This is a genomic window from Streptomyces sp. NPDC111802, assembly GCF_055634335.1.
On record NZ_JBVKCZ010000022.1, the window covers coordinates 18607 to 39587 of the forward strand.

16 protein-coding genes are annotated in these 20981 nt (G+C 71.3%); 14 read left to right on the forward strand and 2 right to left on the reverse strand.

Going from position 1 to position 20981, the window contains the following annotated elements; genetic code table 11:
* Nucleotides 1-38 precede the first annotated feature (38 nt).
* The 4 genes from ACZ7NC_RS24245 (at nt 39) to ACZ7NC_RS24260 (ending at nt 7257) form a co-directional block, all read left to right on the forward strand.
* Nucleotides 39-1295 (forward strand): glycoside hydrolase 5 family protein, encoded by a 1257-nt coding sequence (locus ACZ7NC_RS24245; RefSeq protein WP_471491151.1) that lies wholly within the window; start codon nt 39-41, stop codon nt 1293-1295.
* Nucleotides 1292-3298: an endo-beta-N-acetylglucosaminidase gene (locus tag ACZ7NC_RS24250; protein WP_471491152.1), complete on the forward strand. Its 2007-nt coding sequence runs from the start codon at nt 1292-1294 to the stop codon at nt 3296-3298. The genes ACZ7NC_RS24245 and ACZ7NC_RS24250 overlap by 4 nt, the downstream gene beginning before the upstream one ends.
* Before the next feature lie 32 nt (nt 3299-3330).
* Complete coding sequence (locus tag ACZ7NC_RS24255) at nt 3331-6351, forward strand: alpha-mannosidase (RefSeq protein WP_471491154.1); 3021 nt, start codon at nt 3331-3333, stop codon at nt 6349-6351.
* Nucleotides 6352-6441: 90 nt separating this feature from the next.
* Complete coding sequence (locus ACZ7NC_RS24260) at nt 6442-7257, forward strand: N-acetylmuramoyl-L-alanine amidase (protein WP_471491155.1); 816 nt, start codon at nt 6442-6444, stop codon at nt 7255-7257.
* A 31-nt stretch (nt 7258-7288) separates the two neighbouring features.
* Here the strand turns inward: ACZ7NC_RS24260 and ACZ7NC_RS24265 are convergent, their stop codons facing one another.
* Entirely contained in the window at nt 7289-7993 is a 705-nt protein-coding gene (locus tag ACZ7NC_RS24265; RefSeq protein WP_471491156.1) for a FadR/GntR family transcriptional regulator, read from the reverse strand.
* A 215-nt stretch (nt 7994-8208) separates the two neighbouring features.
* Between ACZ7NC_RS24265 and ACZ7NC_RS24270 the strand changes: the two genes are divergently transcribed.
* From ACZ7NC_RS24270 to ACZ7NC_RS24305, 8 genes are read left to right on the forward strand one after another with little or no spacing between them, the layout of a single operon-like run.
* Nucleotides 8209-9279: a sugar ABC transporter substrate-binding protein gene (locus ACZ7NC_RS24270; RefSeq protein ID WP_471491158.1), complete on the forward strand. Its 1071-nt coding sequence runs from the start codon at nt 8209-8211 to the stop codon at nt 9277-9279.
* Entirely contained in the window at nt 9276-10775 is a 1500-nt protein-coding gene (locus ACZ7NC_RS24275) for a sugar ABC transporter ATP-binding protein (RefSeq protein ID WP_471491159.1), read from the forward strand. Before ACZ7NC_RS24270 ends, ACZ7NC_RS24275 begins: the two co-directional genes overlap by 4 nt.
* Nucleotides 10768-11793 carry an ABC transporter permease gene (locus ACZ7NC_RS24280; protein ID WP_471491160.1) on the forward strand — a complete coding sequence of 342 codons (1026 nt, stop codon included), beginning with the start codon at nt 10768-10770 and terminating at the stop codon, nt 11791-11793. Before ACZ7NC_RS24275 ends, ACZ7NC_RS24280 begins: the two co-directional genes overlap by 8 nt.
* Nucleotides 11794-11828: 35 nt before the next feature.
* Nucleotides 11829-13190 carry an L-fuconate dehydratase gene (locus tag ACZ7NC_RS24285; protein WP_471491162.1) on the forward strand — a complete coding sequence of 454 codons (1362 nt, stop codon included), beginning with the start codon at nt 11829-11831 and terminating at the stop codon, nt 13188-13190.
* A complete protein-coding gene (locus tag ACZ7NC_RS24290) occupies nt 13187-13942 on the forward strand; it encodes an SDR family NAD(P)-dependent oxidoreductase (RefSeq protein WP_471491163.1) in 756 nt (251 codons plus the stop codon). The genes ACZ7NC_RS24285 and ACZ7NC_RS24290 overlap by 4 nt, the downstream gene beginning before the upstream one ends.
* Entirely contained in the window at nt 13939-14886 is a 948-nt protein-coding gene (locus tag ACZ7NC_RS24295) for an aldo/keto reductase (protein WP_471491164.1), read from the forward strand. The genes ACZ7NC_RS24290 and ACZ7NC_RS24295 overlap by 4 nt, the downstream gene beginning before the upstream one ends.
* Nucleotides 14883-15197 carry an L-rhamnose mutarotase gene (locus ACZ7NC_RS24300; RefSeq protein ID WP_471491166.1) on the forward strand — a complete coding sequence of 105 codons (315 nt, stop codon included), beginning with the start codon at nt 14883-14885 and terminating at the stop codon, nt 15195-15197. Before ACZ7NC_RS24295 ends, ACZ7NC_RS24300 begins: the two co-directional genes overlap by 4 nt.
* A complete protein-coding gene (locus ACZ7NC_RS24305; RefSeq protein ID WP_471491168.1) occupies nt 15182-16027 on the forward strand; it encodes an amidohydrolase family protein in 846 nt (281 codons plus the stop codon). Before ACZ7NC_RS24300 ends, ACZ7NC_RS24305 begins: the two co-directional genes overlap by 16 nt.
* Here the strand turns inward: ACZ7NC_RS24305 and ACZ7NC_RS24310 are convergent.
* On the reverse strand, nt 16015-17436 hold the full coding sequence (locus ACZ7NC_RS24310; protein WP_471491169.1) for a lipase maturation factor family protein: 1422 nt from the start codon (nt 17434-17436) through the stop codon (nt 16015-16017). The two genes, ACZ7NC_RS24305 and ACZ7NC_RS24310, sit on opposite strands and share 13 nt — an antisense overlap.
* A gap of 102 nt (nt 17437-17538) precedes the next feature.
* Here ACZ7NC_RS24310 and ACZ7NC_RS24315 point away from each other — a divergent pair, with 102 nt between their 5' ends.
* Nucleotides 17539-18759, forward strand: a complete 1221-nt coding sequence (locus ACZ7NC_RS24315; RefSeq protein ID WP_471491171.1) for a DUF6777 domain-containing protein — start codon at nt 17539-17541, stop codon at nt 18757-18759.
* A gap of 88 nt (nt 18760-18847) precedes the next feature.
* On the forward strand, nt 18848-20923 hold the full coding sequence (locus ACZ7NC_RS24320; protein WP_471491172.1) for a SpoIIE family protein phosphatase: 2076 nt from the start codon (nt 18848-18850) through the stop codon (nt 20921-20923).
* Nucleotides 20924-20981 lie beyond the last annotated feature (58 nt).

Consider the following 20981-nt stretch of genomic DNA (forward strand, 5'->3'; position numbering starts at 1 on the left):
CCCCGCACCTCCGTCGCACCTCCGTCACAAGGACACGCATGCCTTCTGCCGTGCGCTTCGGCGTCAACTACACCCCGAGCACTGGGTGGTTCCACCACTGGCTCGACTTCGACCTCGACTCCGTACGCGCCGACCTCGACTCCATCGCGGCGCTGGGCCTCGACCACATCCGGGTCTTCCCGCTGTGGCCGTACTTCCAGCCGAACCGCACACTGATCCGCCCCCGGGCGATCGAGCAGCTGGTCCAGCTCGTCGACACCGCCGCCGAACGCGGCCTCGACGTCAACGTGGACGGTCTCCAGGGCCACCTGAGCAGCTTCGACTTCCTGCCCGCATGGACCCGGACCTGGCACCGCCGCAACCTCTTCACCGACCCGGACGTCCTCGACGGCCAGGCCGCCTACCTGCGCACGCTCGCCGCCGCCCTCGCCGACCGGCCGGGCTTCCTCGGTATGACGCTCGGCAACGAGGTCAACCAGTTCTCGGCGGGCCCCCATCCCGACCCCGACCGAGCCACCGAGGACGAGATCGACCGCTGGCTCACGCGAATGCTCGCCGCCTGCGAGGAGGGCGCCCCCGGGCGGCTGCACCTGCATGCCGAGTACGACGCCACCTGGTACCAGGACGACCAGCCGTTCACTCCGGCCCAGGCGGCCCGGCACGGCGCACTCACGGCCGTCCACTCCTGGGTCTTCAACGGCACCGCCCAGCGCCACGGCCGCACCTCCGTCCCCACCGAGCACCACGCGGCGTACCTCGTCGAGCTGAGCAAGGCCTGGGCCGACGACCCGCACCGCCCCGTCTGGCTCCAGGAGGTCGGCGCGCCCGCGCCCCTCATCCCGCCGGCGCACGCCGCCGCCTTCACCGAGGCGACCGTCGCGAACGTCCTGGACTGCCCGGACCTGTGGGGCATCACCTGGTGGTGCTCCCACGACGTGTCCCGGGAGCTGGCCGACTTTCCCGAACTCGAATACGGGCTGGGCCTGTTGACCAATGACCGCAAGCCGAAGGACACGGCTCGGGTCCTGGCCCGCGCGGCGAGCGAGCCCAAGCCGGTGCCCGCGCCCCGGACCACCGCCCTCGTCGTCCCGGCCGACCCGGCCATGCGCTCCGCCTGCGCACCGGGCGGCCCGGCCTTCGACGCCTACTTCCGGCTCACCACCGACGGCGCCCGCCCCACCACGGTCCTCGACACCCGCGCGGACGACCACGGACACCTCACCGCGCGCGGCATCACCGAGGTCGTAGCTCCCGATCAGGTACTCCCCACCCCACCAGGAGGCACCCGCTCGTGAACCCCACCAGACGCACCGTCCTCATCGCCGGCGCCACCGCCGCGCTTCTGCCCGCGCTGCCGGCGGAAGCCGCTCCCAAGCCCCAGGCTGACGCCCTCCAGCCGTACGCCTCCTACTGGTACCCGGACTCGCTGCCCTCCGGCACCCCGGGCGCCCGCATCACCTGGCGCAGCCTGAAGTCCTGGCACCCGGCCGACGACATCGACCTCGCCTTCAACGCGGCGACGGTCCCGCTCGCCCCGCGTTTCACCCCGGCCCCGGCCAACCCGACCGCCCGCGCGGACCAGGCCCGCATCCAGTCACTGGTGTCGTTCGGCCCCACGGCCGGCAACCCGTCCCAAGGCTCGGTCACCGCCGACTACTACGCCCTCACCCACTGGGCGTACATCGACGAGCTGGTGTTCTGGGGTGGCTCTTCGGGCGAGGGGCTGATCCTGGCGCCGAACGCGCCGATCGTGGACGCCGCGCATCGCCACGGCGTCCCGGTCCTCGGCAACATCTTCCTGCCGCCCGTCGCCTACGGCGGGCAGCTGCAGTGGACGCGTGACCTGGTGCGCAAGGACGCGGCCGGGCGGTATCCGCTGGCCGATCGGCTGGTCGCGGTCGCGGCGGCGTACGGATTCGACGGGTGGTTCGTCAACGCCGAGACGAGCGGCGGGAACACCGCGCTCGGGGCGGACATGCTCGGCTTCCTGCGTGAGCTCAAGACGCTCGCCAAGGCCAAGGGGCAGCGGGTCACCTGGTACGACTCGATGACCGTGAACGGGACCGTGAGCTGGCAGGGCGCGCTCAACTCCCAGAACGAGGCGTTCTTCCAGGCCGCCGACGACATGTTCGTCGACTTCCGCTGGACGGCGGCAAAACTGACGTCCTCGGGGCAGCGAGCCCGGCAACTGGGTCGTGACCGCTACGAGTTGTGGGCGGGCGTCGACGTCGAGGCGAACGGCTGGAACACGTCCGTGAACTGGGACGCGTTCGTGCCCCGCGACAAGGCGCATGTCGTCTCGGTCGGCTTCTACCGGCCCGAGTGGACGCGCAACCATCTGCCGGCGGACGGCCGGACTCCGGGTGACTTCCACGCCGCCGACGACCGGTTCTGGACCGGGCGGTCACTGGATCCCTCGCGGCCGGACGGCACCGACAGCTGGCGGGCACCGGCCGTCTCGGTCGCCGACCGGTCGACGGTGACCTCCGTGCCGTTCGCGAGCGTGTTCAACACCGGGCACGGGCTGCGCTGGTACGAGGACGGGAAGGTGACGTCGGACGCGCCCTGGAACCACCTGGGCCTGCAGGACCGGCTGCCGTCCCGGCGCTGGGTCGTGCACACGGACGGCCGGCGCCCCGCGGTGACCTTCGACTTCGCGGACGCCTGGCGAGGCGGGAGCAGTGTGCTCATCGCCGGTGAACCGGACCGGCCGACGGTTGTGGACGTGTACGCGACCCGGCTGCCGGTCACCGCGGACACGGTCGTCGAGCTGACCCATCGCACCGACACGGGCGCCGTGCGCGTCGAGCTCGCCGTCGCCACCGCCGAGCCCGCCACACCGGGGGCGACACCGCCGTACACCTACTTCCCCGTGAGTTCGGCCGACGGCTGGCGGACCTCGACCGTACGGCTCACCGGGCTGACCGGCACCGTGCGCGCGATCGGTGTCCGGCTCACCGCGGCCGACGGCGGTCCCGTGCGGTGGCGGCTCGGCGGCCTCGCGTTCCGCACGACCACGCAGACGCCCGCCGCACCCGCCGACTTCCGTGTCACCGGCGCCTCGGGCGGCGACCTGCGCCTGGCCTGGAGCCCCGCACCCGGCGACGTACGCCACTACACCGTCCACCGCCTCCTCCCGGACGGCACCCGGCGCTTCCTCGGCGGCACCTGCCAGCGCGCCTACTTCGTCGGCGGCCTGCGACCCGAACCGGGCGAACAGGCGGCACGGTTCGAACTGCGTGCCGTAGGGGAGCTCTACACCACGTCGGCCCCCGTGACCGTCACCCACCGCTGGTAACCCCCCGCCCGGACGACCTACGGAGCACCCGCATGCATGACGACCGCAACCTGGTCGAAGCCCGCCTCAAGCGCGTCCTCGACGAGCGCGTCCGCCCCGCCGTGTACCCCGAGTCCGTGCCGCTGGACGTGGCGGTGTGGCACGCGCCCGGCGAGCCGGTGCCCGTCGCCGAAGGGCTCGCGGCCGAACCCGAGCCGATCGAGGTGGGCGCCCGCTGGGGTGCTCCGTGGGGCACCAGCTGGTTCCGGGTCACCGGGACCGTGCCCGAGGCGTGGGCCGGGAGGACCGTCGAGGCCCTGCTCGACCTCGGGTTCGACGAGAACATGCCCGGCTTCCAGTGCGAGGGCCTGGTCTACCGGCCCGACGGCACCCCGGTGAAGGGCCTCAACCCGCGCAACCAGTGGGTGCGTATCGGCGCCCCCGTGGAGGGCGGCGAGGAGGTACGGCTGCACATCGAGGCGGCCTCCAACCCCGTCATCCTCGACTACCACCCCTTCCTGCCCACCCGGTTGGGCGACAAGGAGACCGCCGGCAGCGAACCCCAGTACACGCTGACCCGTATGGACCTCGCCGTCCTCGACGAGACGGTGTGGCAGCTCGTGCTCGACCTGGAGGTGCTGGGCGAGCTGATGGCCGAGCTGCCGGTGGAGTCGGCGCGGCGCTGGGAGATCCTGCGGGCGGTGGAGCGGGCGCTCGACGCGATCGACCTGCAGGACGTGAACGGCACAGCGGCACGGGCACGGGAACGACTCACCGACGTCCTCGCCACGCCCGCCGTGCCGTCCGCCCACCGCGTCAGCGCCGTCGGGCACGCGCACATCGACTCGGCGTGGCTGTGGCCGCTGCGCGAGACCGTGCGCAAGGTGGCCCGTACGACCTCCAACATGACCGCGCTCATCGAGGACGAGCCCGACTTCGTCTTCGCCATGTCGCAGGCACAGCAGTGGGCGTGGGTGAAGGAGCACCGGCCCGAGGTGTGGGCGCGGGTGAAGAAGGCCGTCGCGGACGGACGGTTCGTGCCGGCGGGCGGGATGTGGGTGGAGTCGGACACCAACATGCCGGGCTCGGAGGCGATGGCCCGGCAGTTCGTGCACGGCAAGCGGTTCTTCCTCGACGAGTTCGGCATCGAGAACGACGAGGCCTGGCTCCCCGACACCTTCGGCTTCGCCGCCGGACTGCCGCAGATCATCAAGGCGGCCGGCTCCAAGTGGCTGCTGACCCAGAAGATCTCCTGGTCCCAGACCAACAAGTTCCCGCACCACACCTTCCTGTGGGAGGGCATCGACGGCACCCGGATCTTCACCCACTTCCCGCCCGTCGACACCTACAACTGCTCCATGAAGGGCAGCGAGATCGCCCACGCGGCCCGCAACTTCAAGGACAAGGGCGTCGCCCGGCACTCCCTGGCCCCCACCGGCTGGGGCGACGGAGGCGGCGGCACCACCCGCGAGATGATCGCCAAGGCCGCACGGCTGCGGGATCTGGAGGGCTCCGCCACCGTCGTCTGGGAGACCCCGGACGCCTTCTTCCGGAAGGCCGAGGCCGAATACCCCGACGCGCCTGTCTGGGTCGGCGAGCTCTACCTCGAACTCCACCGCGCCACCCTCACCAGCCAGGCCAGGACCAAGCAGGGCAACCGCCGCAGCGAACACCTCCTGCGCGAGGCCGAGCTGTGGGCCGCCACGGCCGCCGTACGCACCGGATTCCCCTATCCGTACGAGGAGTTGGACCGCATCTGGAAGACGGTGCTGCTGCACCAGTTCCACGACATCCTGCCGGGGTCCTCCATCGCGTGGGTGCACCGGGAGGCGCGGGCGACGTACGAGCGACTCGAAGGTGAGCTGAACGCGATCATCGAGGCCGCCCAGCGGGCCCTGGCGGGCGAGGGCGAGACCGAGCTCGTCTTCAACGCCGCCCCGCACCCACGCGCCGGGGTACCGGCGGGCGGGGCACGGCCCCCGGTGACCGAGGGCCGGACGGCACTCACCCCGCGCGCGGACGGCGGCTTCGTCCTCGACAACGGCCTGCTGCGGATCGAGATCGACGCCCGGGGCCTGGTCGTTTCCGCGTACGACATCGAGGCCGACCGCGAGACGATCGCGCCGGGCGGGGCCGCGGGCCTCCTCCAGCTCCACCCCGACTTCCCGAACATGTGGGACGCGTGGGACGTCGACGAGTTCTACCGCAACACGGTCACCGATCTGACCGACCTGGACGAGATGGTGCCCGAGGGTGACGGCGTGCGGATCGTCCGCTCCTTCGGCGACTCCCGGGCCGTCCAGGTGCTGTCGCTCGCGCCGGGGGAGGGTCGGCTGCTGTTCGACACCGAGGTCGACTGGCACGAGACGGAGAAGTTCCTGAAGCTGGCCTTCCCGCTCGACGTGCACGCGGAACGGTACGCGTCGGAGACCCAGTTCGGGCACTTCCACCGCCCCACCCACACCAACACCAGCTGGGAGGCCGCCAAGTTCGAGGCCTGCAACCACCGTTTCGTCCATGTGGCGGAGCCGGGCTGGGGCGTCGCCGTCGTCAACGACTCGACGTACGGCCACGACGTGACCCGCACGGTCCGTACCGACGGCGACCTCGGTACGACCACCACGCTCCGCGTCTCCCTGCTGCGTGCCCCGCGTTTCCCGGACCCCGAGACCGACCAGGGCGTCCACCGCTTCCGGCACGCCCTGGTGCCGGGCGCCGATGTCGGGGACGCGGTGCGCGAGGGCTGGCGGATCAATCTGCCGGAGCGGCGGATCACCGGTGCCGGGGAGGTGGCTCCGCTGGTGACGGTGGACCGGGACGCGGTCGTGATCACGGCCGTCAAGCTGGCCGACGACGGCAGCGGGGACCTGGTGGTGCGCCTCCACGAGGCCCACGGCGGCCGGGTACGGGCCACGCTGACCGCGGACTTCGAGGTCGCGGACGTCACGGCGACGGACCTGTTGGAGCGCCCGTTGCCCGAGCCGCCGCCGACCCGCGACGGCCGTCGAGTCGCCCTGCGCCTGCGGCCATTCGAACTGGTGACGTTGCGGCTGCGACGGTCCCGGGTCCACTGACGGCGACGAGCGGCGCGCCGTCGTGAAGTGGACGGCAACTGGACTCACAATCAAGGAGGTTGGCGTCACATTCGCGCCTTGGAGGCACGTATGAAGCTTGTCACGCGAGCCCAGCTCGGCTGGCCCGCATCCGCCGCACCCACGCAGACTTCCACCAAGGGCGTGAAGGTCCACTACGAAGGCACGACGGTCAGCGCCGAACTCCTCGACGACCACGACCTCTGCGTCGCCGAGTGGAAGTCGATCCGGGCATCCCATCTGGCGAACAAGCAGGAGAACTACTCGGACATCGCCTACAACTACGGCGCCTGTCCGCACGGTTACCTCCTGGAGGGCCGTGGCCTCGGCAAGCGCACCGGGGCGAACGGCGACCAGGCCCTCAATCGCGGCCACTACGCGATCGTCGGCCTGGTCGGCGACAAGGGGCTCACCAAGCCCACGGACGCGATGCTGGGTGCGATCCGCGACGGCATCGAGCTGCTGCGCCGCCACGGCGCCGGCAAGGAGATCAAGGGCCACAGGGACGGCTTCGCCACGGCCTGCCCGGGGAAGCACCTGTACGCCTGGGTGGAGAAGGGCGCCCCGAGGCCCGGCGGTTCGACGACCGTGCCGGGCCCGCGGGCGGTGATCGACGTGTCGAAGGTGATCGCCGCGGCCCTGCACGACCCGGCCAAGTCCGGCACTCCGGTGTCGTACACGGGCGTGAAGGCCGTGGAGAAGGCGCTCGTCGCGGAGGGCCTCCTGGAACCGAGGTTCGCGGACGGCCACTTCGGCACCACGACCGTCAAGGCCTACGCCGCCTGGCAGCGCCGCTGCGGCTACTCGGGCGACGACGCCAACGGCATCCCCGGCCAGGCGTCCCTGGAGAAGCTCGGACGGGAGCACGGCTTCGACGTGAAGCCGTAGCGGGAGCGGTCGCCGTACGGCCGGGCGGCGATCAGCCGCCCAGCTGTGCCCGCAGCCACTCCTCCACCTCGCCCACGTGCGCGGCCGCCGCGGCCCGCGCCGCCTCCGGGTCGCGGGCGATCAGGGCGCGGTGGATCGCGGCGTGCTCACGTCGGGTGCGGGTGAAGGCACCCTCCTCCTGGTAGCCGCGCCAGACGCGGGCACGGAACGTGCGGGAGGACAGGCCCTCCAGGATCGCCGCCATGGTCTCGTTGCCGGCGGCGACCGCGATCTCGCGATGGAAGGCCAGGTCGTGGGCGAGGATCTCCTCGGGGTCCTCCGTGGCGTTCATCGCCGTCAGATGCTTCTCGACCTCCGCGAGCTGGTCAGGGGTGATCCGGGCCGCCGCCAGCGCGGTCGCCGTCGACTCCAGGATGCGGCGCACCTCCAGCAGTTCCACCAGACGCGGGCCCCTGGACAGGTCGGCGACCACGCCGAACGTCTCCAGCAGGTCGCCGGCCTCCAGCTGGGTGACATAGATGCCCGAACCGTGCCGGGCCTCCAGCACGCCCAGCACCGTGAGCGCGCGGATCGCCTCGCGCATCGAGCTGCGGGAGATGCCGATCCGGGCGGCCAGATCGCGCTCGGTGGGCAGTCGCTGGCCGGGCTCCAGCCGCCCCTCCGCGATCAGTGCCTTGATCTGCTCGATGGCGCGCTGCGTCACGGTGCCCTTCTGCGGGGCTGTCTCGTCGTCCACGCCGTTCCTCCCGTCGCCCGAGGCGTCTGCCCGCGCCCGGTGAGCGGCAGTCTAATCACCAGGTTGGTCGGACCACTACGGTTTGGTCCGACCACTACGGCTTGAAACCGCGAAAATCTGCCCCCGAAGGGTGTTGTATCGCCGAAGTGGTCTGATAAATATGCGGTCATCCGCTCGAACCAAGTGCACGAACACGCTCAACGAGGAGCCGCCAGATGCCCGGCACGACAGCGCGGAAGCAGAACAGGTCACGGATGGTCAGGACGGTGTGCGCGGTCGCCGGCGCCTCGCTCGCGCTAGCCGCGTGCGGCAGCACCAAGGACACCGGCGCCGCCGGGGCCGAAGGCGGCGGCAGCGGCAAGGTCGGGGTGATTCTGCCCCTGCTGACCTCGCCGTTCTGGCAGTCGTACAACGACTACGTGCCGAAGATGGCCGACTCCGAAGGCGTCGACACGCTCAAGACGGTCAACTCCAACAGTGACCCGTCCCAGCAGATCACCGACATCAACAACCAGCTCAACCAGGGCGTCAAGGGCCTCGTCGTCGCCCCGCTGGACAGCGCCGCCATCGAGGCCGGCCTCGACCAGGCCGAACGCAAGGGCGTACCGGTCGTCGCGGTCGACGTGGCGCCGGACAAGGGCAAGGTCGCGATGGTGGTGCGCGCGAACAACGTCGCGTACGGCGAGAAGGCCTGCGACTACCTCGGCGAGAACATCTCCGGCGGCAAGGTCGTGCAGATCATGGGCGATCTGGCCTCCGTCAACGGCCGCGACCGCTCCGAGGCCTTCCGCGCCTGTGTGAAGAAGAAGTACCCCAAGCTGAAGGTCCTGGAGATCCCCGCCAAGTGGGAGTCCGACACCGCGGCCTCCAAGCTCGACACCCTCCTCAACGCCAACCCCGACATCAAGGGCATCTACATGCAGGCGGGCGGCGTCTACCTCGCGCCCACCCTGCAGACCCTGAAGTCCAAGGGGATGCTGAAGAAGGCCGGGCAGTCCGGGCACATCGCCATCGTCTCCAACGACGGCATCCCGCAGGAGTTTGACGCCATCCGCAAGGGCGAGATCGACGCGACCGTCTCCCAGCCCGCCGACCTGTACGCCAAGTACGGCATGTACTACATCAAGGCGGCGATGGAGGGGAAGACGTTCGAGCCGGGCCCGACGGACCACGACTCGACCATCGTGAAGCTGCCCAGCGGCATCCTGGAGGACCAGCTGCCCGCCCCGCTGGTCACCAAGGACAACGTCGACGACCCCAAGCTCTGGGGCAACACGGTCAAATGACGACGCCACTCGTTGAGGCGCGGGACATCGTCAAGCGCTACGGACCCACCACCGCCCTCGCCGACGGCCGGCTCACCGTCCTGCCCGGCGAGTCGCATGCCCTCGTCGGACGCAACGGCGCCGGCAAGTCGACCCTGGTCAACATCCTCACCGGGCTCCAGGCCGCCGACGAGGGCGAGGTCCGCTTCGACGGCGAGCCCGCGCCCCCGCCGGCCGACCGCGACGCCTGGCGCCGCAAGGTGGCCTGCGTCTACCAGAAGTCCACCGTGGTCCCCGAGCTGACGGTCGCGGAGAACCTGTACATCAACCGGCAGCCCCTCCAGCGCGGCTTCATCAGCTGGCGCAGGCTGCGCACCGAGGCCGCCGAACTCCTGGCCACCTGGGACGTGCACGTCGACCCCGAGGCCCGTACCGCCGACCTCAAGGTCGAGGACCGCCAAATGGTCGAGATCGCCCGGGCGTTGAGCTTCGGCGCCCGGTTCATCATCCTCGACGAGCCGACCGCCCAGCTCGACAAACGCGAGATCGAGCGGCTGTTCACGCGGATGCGGGCGCTGCAGGCCTCCGGGGTCACCTTCCTGTTCATCTCGCACCATCTGCAGGAGGTGTACGAGGTCTGCCAGACCGTCACGGTCCTGCGCGACGCCCGCTGGATCACCACCGCCCCGGTCGCCGAACTCCCGCGCCGGGCGCTGGTGGAGGCCATGGCGGGGGAGTCCCTCGAGGCCATCGCGGAGCAGGCGGTGGACCCCGGGGACGTCGACCACGGCGCCCCCGTCCTGCTGGAAGCCCGCGGGCTCACCTCACCGGCGTACCGGGACATCGATCTCACCGTCCGCCGCGGCGAGGTCGTCGGACTCGCCGGGATCAGCGGCAGCGGCAAGGTGGAGCTCGCCGAGTCCTTCGCGGGGCTGCACACGCCGACCGACGGGACCGCGCAACTGGACGGAGAGCGGCTGCCGTTCGGCGATGTGCAGGCCGCGCTGAAGGCCGGCGTCGCCTGTGTGCCCCGTGACCGGCACGACCAGGGCCTGGTCGCCGGCATGACCATCGGCGACAACGCCACCATGAGCGTCCTCGACCGACTCGGCCGCTTCGGCTTCGTGGGCACCGAACGCAAGCGCCGCTTCGCCAACGCCCTGATCGACCGTCTCGACATCCACACCGAAGGCCCCGACCAGCCCGTCTCCGACCTGTCCGGCGGCAACGCGCAGAAGGTCGTCATGGCCCGCGCGCTGGCGTCCGACCCCCGGCTGCTCGTGCTGATCAACCCCACCGCGGGCGTCGACGTGAAGTCCAAGGAATCCCTGCTGGCCCGCGTGGACAGCGCCCGCGACGACGGCATCGCCGTACTCGTCGTCTCCGACGAACTCGACGACCTGCGGCGCTGCGACCGCGTCCTCGTCCTGTTCCACGGCCGTGTCGTCGCCGAGCACCCGGCGGGCTGGCGCGACCACGAGCTGATCGCCTCCATAGAAGGAGTGGACCATGGCTGACACCAAGGCCCCACCGGTTACGCCCGTCAAGGTCCCCGATGCCCGCGCGGCCAGGGCGGTCCTGCTGCGCCGCGCCCGTGAACTCGCCCTGGTGCCAGCCCTGTTGCTCCTGATGGTGCTCGGCGCCGTCGTCAACGACTCGTTCCTGACCGAGCGCAACCTGATCTCGATCCTCGGCGCCTCCGCCGCCCTCGCCATGGTCGTACTGGCCGAGTCGCTGGTCCTCATCACCGGCAAGTTCGACCTGTCCCTCGAATCCGTCGTCGGCATCGCACCCGCCGTCGGCGCGCTGCTCGTGCTGCCCGCCGCCCAGTCCGGCTGGGGCACCGAACTCCCCGCCGCCCTCGCGCTGCTGGCGGTCCTGGTGGTGGGCGCGGCCGTGGGTGCCTTCAACGGCATCCTGGTCGTGAAGTTCAAGCTCAACGCGTTCATCGTGACACTGGCGATGCTGATCGTCCTGCGCGGTCTGCTGGTCGGCGCGACCAAGGGCAAGACGCTGTTCGGGATGCCCGACAGCTTCTACTCCCTCGCCACCACGACCTTCCTGAGCATCCCGATGTCGGTGTGGCTCGCGGCGGCCGCCTTCGCCGTCGCCGGGTTCGTGCTGAAGTACCACCGCATCGGCCGCGCCCTGTACGCCATCGGCGGCAACGCGGACGCCGCCCGCGCGGCCGGCATCCGGGTCGAGCGGGTGATGCTCGGCGTGTTCGTCGTCGCGGGCACCCTCGCGGCCGTCGGCGGGATCATCCAGACGGGCTATGTCGGCGCGATCAGCGCCAACCAGGGCAACAACATGATCTTCACCGTGTTCGCGGCCGCGGTGATCGGCGGCATCAGCCTGGACGGCGGCAAGGGCACCATGTTCGGCGCCCTGACCGGCGTACTCCTGTTGGGCGTCGTACAGAACCTGCTCACCCTCGCCCAGGTCCCGTCGTTCTGGATCCAGGCCATCTACGGCGGAATCATCCTGGTCGCCCTCATGATCGCCCGTGTGACGACGGGCCGCGCCCAGGACTGACCGCGCCGTCCCCGCCACCGACCGAAAGGCCCTCTGTGTCCCCGACCTCCGGCACCCCCGGTGCCAGCGTCCGCGTAACCGCGGTCGACACCTATGACATCCGCTTCCCCACCTCGCGCGAACTCGACGGCTCCGACGCGATGAACCCGGACCCCGACTACTCGGCCGCGTACGTCGTGCTGCGCACCGACGGGGCCGACGGCCACGAGGGGCACGGGTTCACCTTCACCATCGGGCGGGGCAACGAGGTCCAGGTCGCCGCGATCGAGGCGCTGCGCGGCCATGTCGTGGGCCGGTCCGTCGACGAGCTGTGCGCCGACCCGGGGACCCTCAACCGCGATCTGATCGGCGACAGCCAGCTGCGCTGGCTCGGCCCCGAGAAGGGCGTGATGCACATGGCGATCGGCGCGGTCATGAACGCCGTGTGGGACCTCGCCGCCAAGCGCGCCGGCAAGCCCCTGTGGCGCCTGCTCGCCGACGCCGACCCGGAGTGGATCGTCCGTCAGATCGACTTCCGGTACCTCACCGACGCGCTCACGCCCGACGAGGCGCTGGCCATCCTGCGCCAGGGCCGCGAGGGCGCGCGGGAGCGCATCCCCCGGCTGCTGGAGCGCGGCTACCCCGCCTACACCACCTCCGCCGGCTGGCTCGGCTACGACGACGACAAGCTCACCCGGCTCGCCGCCCGGGCCGTCGCCGACGGCTTCCGGCAGATCAAGCTGAAGGTCGGCGCCGACCTGGAGGACGACGTGCGGCGCTGCCGCGTCGCCCGCTCGGTCGTCGGGCCGGACATCCGCATGGCGATCGACGCCAACCAGCGCTGGGACGTGGCCGAGGCGATCCGCTGGACCAAGGCCCTCGCCGAGTTCGATCCGTACTGGATCGAGGAGCCCACCAGCCCCGACGACGTCCTCGGCCATGCGGCGATCCGGAAGGCCGTCGCCCCGGTGAAGGTGGCCACCGGCGAGCATGTGCAGAACCGGGTCGTCTTCAAGCAACTGCTCCAGGCCGGCGCCCTCGACGTCGTCCAGATCGACGCGGCCCGCGTCGGCGGCGTCAACGAGAACCTCGCCATCCTGCTGCTCGCCGCCAAGTTCGGGGTGCCGGTCTGCCCGCACGCGGGCGGTGTCGGGCTGTGCGAACTCGTCCAGCACCTGTCGATGTTCGACTACGTGGCGGTCACCGGCACCACCGAGGACCGTGTCATCGAGTACGTCGACCATCTGCACGACCACTTCCTCGACCCGGTGGTGATCAGGGAAGGTCACTACACGGCACCCACCGCGCCGGGCTTCTCGGCCGCCATGCGACCCGAGTCGATCGCGCGGTACACGTTCCCGGACGGCGCCTTCTGGGCCGCCGACCTCCAGACACAGAAGAAGGGGCACGCGGCATGAGCGACTTCGAGGGTCTCAAGGCGCTGGTGACGGGAGGCGCCTCCGGCATCGGCCGGGCCACGGCCGAACTCCTCGCCGCGCGCGGTGCCCAGGTCGCAGTCCTCGACCTGGACCCGTCGACCGTCGAGAAGCCGCTGCTCCCCTTCCGCGCCGACGTCACCGACGACGCCTCCGTACGCGAGGCCGTCGCGGCCGCCGCCGCCGGCCTCGGCGGACTGGATGTGCTGATCAACAACGCCGGCATCGGCGCCCAGGGCACCGTCGAGGACAACGACGACGCCGAATGGCACCGGGTCATGGACGTCAATGTCGTCGGCATGGTGCGTGTCGCGCGCGCCGCCCTGCCCCAGCTGCGCCGCTCCACGCACGCGGCGATCGTGAACACCTGCTCCATCGCCGCCACGGCCGGGCTCCCGCAGCGGGCGCTGTACAGCGCGACCAAGGGTGCCGTGTACTCACTCACCCTCGCCATGGCCGCCGACCACATCCGCGAGGGCATCCGCGTCAACTGCGTCAACCCCGGCACGGCGGACACCCCCTGGGTCGGCCGCCTGCTCGACTCCGCCGCCGACCCGGCCGCCGAGCGCGCCGCCCTGGAGGCCCGCCAGCCCACCGGCCGCCTCGTCTCCGCCGACGAGGTCGCGGGTGCCATCGCCTACCTGGCGAGTCCGCTCTCCGGTGCCACGACCGGCACCGCCCTCGCCGTGGACGGCGGCATGCAGGGCCTGCGCCTGCGGCCGGTGAGCCAGTGAGCATCCCCCGGGGACTCGGCTTCGGAGCCGCCGTCATCGGCAACCTCTACACCCAGGTCACCGACGAGCAGGCGCACGAGGCGGTGTCCGCCGCCTGGCAGCGCGGCATCCGCTACTACGACACGGCACCCCACTACGGCCTCGGGCTGTCCGAACGCCGCCTCGGCGCGGCCCTGCGCGAGCACCCGCGTGAGGAGTACACGGTCTCCACCAAGGTGGGCCGCCGCCTGGAACCACAGGCCGATGCCGGCGACGACCTGGCGAACGGCTTCGCCGTCCCCGCCGCGTACCGCCGCGTCTGGGACTTCAGCGCGGACGGCGTACGACGCACCCTGGAAGCCAGTCTGGAACGGCTCGGCCTGGATCGCGTCGACGTCGTCTACCTCCACGACCCCGACGACCACGCCGAGCAGGCCTTCCGGGAGGGCTACCCGGCGCTGGAGAGGCTCCGCTCGGAGGGTGTGGTCGGCGCGATCGGCGCGGGCATGAACCAGGCGGAGATGCTCACCCGCTTCGTCCGCGACACGGATGTCGACGTGGTGCTGTGCGCGGGCCGCTACACGCTGCTCGACCAGAGCGCGCTCACGGAACTGCTGCCCACAGCCGTGGAGCGAGGCGTCTCGGTGATGATCGGCGGTGCCTTCAACTCGGGTCTGCTCGCGGATCCCAAGCCGGGGGCGACGTACAACTACGCCGAGGCACCGGCCGATTTGCTGGACCGGGCCGTACGCATGAAGGAGGTCGCGGGACGCCACGGCATCACCCTGCGCGCCGCCGCGCTGGCCTTCTGCATGGCACATCCGGCGGTGGCGAGCGTTCTGGTGGGCGCCCGCTCGGCCGATGAAGTCCACGACTGCGTCGATCAGTTCACCACACCGGTCCCCGCAGCCTTCTGGCAGGAGCTACGGGACACCGGACTCCTGGTCACCGAGGAGCCGTCATGAGAGTCGCCCTGCACACCAAGGTCCGCGCGGACCGCGTCGCCGAGTACGAGGCGGCCCACCGCGAGGTCCCCGAGGAACTCACGAACGCCATCCGGGCCGCCGGTGCGACCTCCTGGACGATCTGGCGCAGCGGCACCGACCTCTTCCACGTTCTGGAGTGCGAGGACTACGGCCGACTCCTCGCCGAACTGGAGAAGCTGCCGGTCAACGTGGCCTGGCAGGCCCGTATGGCCGAACTGCTCGACGTGGTGCACGACTACTCCGACGAGGGCGCGGACGCCGGGCTGCCCGTCGTATGGCAGCTGCCGTGACCGTCGTCGACGCCCACCACCATGTCTGGGACCTTTCGGTGCGCGACCAGGACTGGATCGCGGGCCCCGAACTCCAGCCGCTCCGAAGGAACTTCACGGTCGCCGACCTCGCTCCGGAGGCGGAGGCGGCCGGAGTCGGCCGTACCGTCCTCGTCCAGACGATCACCGTCGCCGAGGAGACACCGGAGTTCCTGGCCCTCGCCGCCGAGCACGAGCTGATCGCGGGCGTCGTCGGCTGGACCGACCTCACCCGCCCGGACGTGGCCGAGGAGCTGGCCCGGCTGCGGGAGCTGCCCGGCGGGGAGTATCTGAAGGGGATCCGCCACCAGGTGCAGGGCGAACCCGACCCGGAGTGGCTGCTGCGCGCGGACGTACGGCGAGGGCTGGCCGCCGTAGCCGAGGCGGGGCTGGTGTACGACCTGGTCGTGCTGCCGCACCAGCTGCCGGCCTGCGTCAAGGCGGCCGCCTCGCTGCCCGAACTCACCTTCGTCCTGGATCACTTGGGCAAACCCCCGATCGCCTCCGGGCGCCGCGAGCCCTGGGCCCGCGACGTCCGCGCCCTCGCCGCGCTCCCCAACACCGTCTGCAAGCTCTCCGGCATGGTCACCGAGGCCGACCTCGCCTCCTGGACGGTCGACGACCTGCGTCCGTACGCCGACGTGGTGCTGGAGGCCTTCGGGCCGCCGCGCCTGATGTTCGGTTCGGACTGGCCGGTGAGCACGCTGGCGGCGACATACGGTCAAGTGCTCGCCACCGCATGGGAGTTGACGGGCGTGTCCGACCGCGAGCAGATCTTCGAGGCGACCGCCACCCGCGTCTACGACCTCTGAGCCACCCCGGCCAGTCTGGTCGGCGGCAGGAACTCCCGCACATACGTCCGCTCCCAGCACGCGCCCGTCTCCCGCAGCTCGCGCCAGGTCGTGTACCGGTAGTGGAAGAGACGGGCGCGGACGTAGCGCGGGGGCGCGTCGGGCGGGAACGGGGAGCGGCGCAGCAGCTTCAGCGTGTCGCGGTCGTTCTCCAGGAGCCGCTCCACCAGGGTGCCGAACCACGAACCGGCGTACGCGGGCGACAGCGCGGCGAACCACATCAACCAGTCCAGGCGCAGATGGTACGGCGCGAACTGCCGCGGCCAGCGCCGGGGATCGCCCGGTTTGCCCTTGAACTCGTACTCCCGCCAGTCCGAGTCCTCGCGCGGTACGTCGTCGGAGGTGCCCTCGATCACGACCTCGTACCGGATCCTGCTGACGCTGCCGAACGCGCCGTAGGTGTTGACCAGGTGGAGCGGGTCGAAGGAGCGGTTCATGATCTGGCGGCGGGAGATCATGTTGGCGACCGGGTGGTAGCTCAGGCCGACGAGGAGCACGGCGACCACGAGGACGACGACCTCGTACCACAGCGGTGTGCCGGGCACCGACGGCGGATCGCTCGGGAACCGGACCGCCGGCAGGGCGAGCACGATGGTGATCCAGTTCAGCCAGGAGAAGTTGCCCGACAGGACCAGCCACAACTGGGTGACGATCATCAGTGAGGCGGCGGCTGTCGCGATCGGCTGCGGGGTGAAGAGGAGGACCGGCACGACGAGTTGGGTGAAGTGATTGGCGGCCACCTCGACCCGGTGCAGGGGCCTCGGCAGATGGTGGAAGAACCAGCTCAGCGGGCCCGGCATCGGCTGGGTCTCGTGGTGGTGGTCCAGACAGGTGAGCTTTCGCCAGCACTCGTCGCCGCGCATCTTGATCAGACCCGCCCCGAACTCGACGCGGAACAGGATCCAGCGCAGCAGGAACAGCACCACGACCGGCGGCGCCACCTCGTCGTTGCCCAGGAAGACGGCGAGGAAGCCGACCTCCAGCAACAGGGACTCCCAGCCGAACGAGTACCAGGTCTGACCGACGTTGACGATCGACAGATACAGCGCCCACGGGATCAGCCACAGCAGCATGGCACCCCACAGGGGCACCACGGAGTCGAGCCCGGCCAGCAGCGCCGCCGACACCGCGCAGCCGGCCCAGGCGCAGGCGGCGAAGAAGCGGTCCGAGTAGTGAAGTTGGAACAGGCTGGGGGCCGCCCTGAAGGGCACCCGCTCGACGAAGCGCGGCACGGGCAGCATGCCGCGCTCACCCATCAGCGCCCGGAACTGAAGGGCCGCCGTCAGGAAGGCGACGAGGTACACGCCGGCCAGAGCCCGCTGGAAGACCAGCCGGCTCGTCCAGTAGTCCGGTGCGACGAACCAGTCCACGGCCGTACCTCTCCTCTCCTCATTGTCGCCCCCCTCGTCCCTTGTGACTCTCCGTATACCACTTCTCCGCTTGCGTAACCCAAGTGAGTGAAGCAGACAATAGTGACGAAATTCCCGACAGGCATTCCCGACAGCAGGCGGGAGGACATGGTGCGGACACCCACCCGAACCATCCTCGCGGCCTGCGCGCTCTCGGCGGCGCTTCTCGTCGCCGGATGCGGCGGCGACGGCGACGAGGGCGCGGCATCGAGCGGGGAGGTCTTCCTCCAGCCCGCGGCGCTCCAAGGGCCGGATCCCTTCACACGCTCCACGGCGACCGCCGCGGCCGTCCCGTCGCCGGTCGCCCGAACGCCGCAGCGGGCGGATTCGGGACGGACCGGGCTCGCCTCCCTGTCGGGCGAGACACCCGGCCTGTACGGCGGCACCCGCGGGGCCGGGAGCTGCGACGTCCGGCGCCAGATCGACGAACTGGCCTCCGACCGGGACAGGGCCCGCGCCTTCGCCCGGACCGTGGGTGTACCGCAGGGGTCCGTCCCCGGCTATCTGCGCGGGCTGACCTCGGTCGTGCTGCGGGCAGACACCCGCGTCACCAACCACGGGTTCCGGGACGGCATCGCGACCAGCTACCAGTCCGTCCTCCAGGCCGGCACCGCCGTCCTGGTCGACCACCACGGAGTGCCCCGCGTCCGCTGCGCCTGCGGCAACCCGCTCGCCCCGCCCGCCGACACCCGGGGCACCCCCGGCACCAGCGGCCGGGCCTGGTCCGGGTACCGGCCGAGTCAGGTGATCGTGGTGGCCCCGGCGACCCGGATGATCACCGACCTCACGATCATCAACATCGCCGACGACACCTGGATCGAGCGGCCGACCGGCCATCGCGGCCACGATCACGACCATGTCGTGGCGCCGACGAAGCCGACGTCTCCGAGCCGGTTCCCGTCGCACTCGCCCTCCGACGGACGCACCTCCCCGCGGAAGCCGCCCGCCAACTGCGTGTCCCCCAAGGCCACCGTCACCCCCGGCGCCACGGACGACATGCGGTCCAGGGCCCCGTCGGAGCCCCACCCCGGCGACTGTCCCACGGCCACCGCCACCGCTCCGCCATCGGCCAACCGGCCCGCGAGCACACGCCCGTCGCCCGAAGAGCCCAGCGCCCAAGAGTCCCGTACGGAGCCGGAGTCCTCCCCGGGCTCCTCTGAGGAGGTCGGCCCCGAGGCCGTCCCGGACGGACCGGACGTGCCCGACGGCGGCGGGCTGATCCCCGACGGCCCGGGCGCGACCGACAGCATCTTCGGCAGCCCCACCGACGTCTTCGACGGCTGACCGACGCCGGGGCGCGGACCGTTCGACGAGCGAAGAGGATTGTGTCGCCCCAGTCGAAGAATCCGGCAATTCCTGGCAAGGTGGGCCCATGGTTGATCGGGGAGCGAGCGCCCTGTCACTCCCGGACGACTGGCCCGCCCACCCGGACCCGATCCTGGCGCTCAACCGCATGGGCACCTTCGACTGGGACCTGGACACCGGTGTGTTCCACATGGACGCCCAGGCCCACGAGGTCTTCGACCTGCGCCCCGACGAATACGACGGCAACCCCGCGACCCTGGCGATCCGGGTGCCGTCGCCGGAGGCCTACCGGCTGGACGGCCTGGTCGCGCAGGCCATGAAGGACGGCAGCGAGAACTACGGCGCCTACTTCCGCATCCGCTGCCGCGACGGGACCATGCGCTGGACCCACACCCAGGGCTACATCCGCCGCGACGAGACGGGCCGGCCCCGCCGCATCGTCGGCGTCGTCCGCGACGCCACCGACGAGCTCGCCGAGAGCGACGAGCGGCGCGAGCAGAGGGTCGACGACGAGGCACGGCGCCAGCAGACCAGCGTCGTCCAGCTCACCACGGCCGCCCTCGCCCACGCCCGCACCATCCAGGACGTCATCGACGTTCTCAAGGACACCCACGGCCTGACCCACCTCGGCGCCAAGAGCCTGGTGATGGGCCTGGTCGAGGCCGGCCGCATCCGGCTGGTCGCCGAGGGCCCCGCCGGCAGCTTCGTGCCCGGCACCCTGATCACCCGGATCGACGAGCAGTACCCGATGAGTGAGGTCGTACGGACCCTCAGCCCGCGCTTCATCGAGTCCCCGGAGGAGTTCGCGGACCGCTACCCGATCCTCTGGCCGAACATCACCGACCTGAACATCACGGCCGCCGCCTACCTGCCGCTGATCGCCCAGGCCCGGCCCATCGGCGCCATCGGTCTGCTCTACAGCGACCGGCGCGGCTTCTCCACCGAGGACCGCAACGTTCTCGTCGCCCTCGGCAGCAGCATCGCGCAGAGCCTGCAGCGGGCCATGTTCTACGAGCAGGAGAAGGACCTCGCCAGCGGCCTCCAGCAGGCCATGCTGCCGCGCACCATCCCCAGCGTCCCCGGCGCCGACATCGCCGTCCGCTACCGCTCGGGCTCCCTCGGCCGGGACATCGGCGGCGACTGGTACGACCTGATCCCGCTGCCGGGCGGCCGGGTCGGCGCCGTCATCGGTGACGTACAGGGCCACGACACACATGCCGCCGCCGTCATGGGCCAGTTGCGGATCGTCCTGCGCGCCTACGCCGCCGAGGGGCACACCCCGGCCACGGTGATGGCCCGCGCCTCCGTGTTCCTGCACGAACTGGACACCGACCGCTTCGCGACCTGCCTGTACGCGGAGGCCGACCTGTCCACCGGGGTCATGCAGGTGGTGCGGGCCGGCCACATCGACCCGCTGATCCGGGATCCGGACGGCGCCTGCCGCCGTGTCTCGGTGGAGGGCGGGCTGCCGCTCGGTCTGTCCGCGGAGTTCGGGCGGCTCGAATACCCGGTCGGCACGATAGAGCTGGACTCCGACCACACCCTCCTGCTGTGCACCGACGGCCTGGTCGAACAGCCCGGCGCCGACCTGGACGACGGCATGCAGACCCTCACCGCGCTCATCGCCGACGGCCCGGCCGACGTAAGGGCCCTCGCGGACCGCCTCATCGACGTGGCCGAGGCGCGCGGCGGCGACGACGACGTGGCCCTGCTCCTGCTGCGCCGCCGCGTCCTTGACGCCCCGCAGGCAGGCGGCCGGCTCCAGCAGCACGTCGCCCCCGGCGACCCCGAGGCCCTCACCGCGGCCCGGCACATGATCCGTGCCGCCGTGCGCGCCTGGGGCGCCGCCGACCGGGCCGACGAGATCGAACTGGTCGCCGACGAGCTGATCACCAACGCCCTGATGCACACCGAGGGCGCCGCCGTCGTGACCCTGCGGGTCCTCACCGGCTCCGAACGCAGGCTGCGCGTCGAGGTCGAGGACTCCTCCAGCGCCCTGCCGCGCCGCCGCGAGGCGGGGGAGTCGGGTGTCTCCGGCCGCGGGCTGCTCCTGGTCGACCTGCTCACGGACGTGTGGGGGGTGGAGGCGCGGGGCGGCGGCAAGGCGGTGTGGTGCGAGTTCATGGTGCCGGAGCGGCCCTGACCGGCGTACGGCATGCAGCGCGTGCGTGAACCCACCCGGCACTGTCGGTGCCGGATGG

What these genes read in the sequence shown, in the direction of transcription:
- ACZ7NC_RS24245 (WP_471491151.1), top strand. Translation starts at nt 39, where the DNA reads ATGCCTTCTGCCGTGCGCTTCGGCGTCAACTACACCCCGAGCACTGGG.
- ACZ7NC_RS24255 (WP_471491154.1), top strand. Translation starts at nt 3,331, where the DNA reads ATGCATGACGACCGCAACCTGGTCGAAGCCCGCCTCAAGCGCGTCCTC.
- ACZ7NC_RS24260 (WP_471491155.1), top strand. Translation starts at nt 6,442, where the DNA reads ATGAAGCTTGTCACGCGAGCCCAGCTCGGCTGGCCCGCATCCGCCGCA.
- ACZ7NC_RS24270 (WP_471491158.1), top strand. Translation starts at nt 8,209, where the DNA reads ATGCCCGGCACGACAGCGCGGAAGCAGAACAGGTCACGGATGGTCAGG.
- ACZ7NC_RS24275 (WP_471491159.1), top strand. Translation starts at nt 9,276, where the DNA reads ATGACGACGCCACTCGTTGAGGCGCGGGACATCGTCAAGCGCTACGGA.
- ACZ7NC_RS24280 (WP_471491160.1), top strand. Translation starts at nt 10,768, where the DNA reads ATGGCTGACACCAAGGCCCCACCGGTTACGCCCGTCAAGGTCCCCGAT.
- ACZ7NC_RS24290 (WP_471491163.1), top strand. Translation starts at nt 13,187, where the DNA reads ATGAGCGACTTCGAGGGTCTCAAGGCGCTGGTGACGGGAGGCGCCTCC.
- ACZ7NC_RS24300 (WP_471491166.1), top strand. Translation starts at nt 14,883, where the DNA reads ATGAGAGTCGCCCTGCACACCAAGGTCCGCGCGGACCGCGTCGCCGAG.
- ACZ7NC_RS24305 (WP_471491168.1), top strand. Translation starts at nt 15,182, where the DNA reads ATGGCAGCTGCCGTGACCGTCGTCGACGCCCACCACCATGTCTGGGAC.
- ACZ7NC_RS24320 (WP_471491172.1), top strand. Translation starts at nt 18,848, where the DNA reads ATGGTTGATCGGGGAGCGAGCGCCCTGTCACTCCCGGACGACTGGCCC.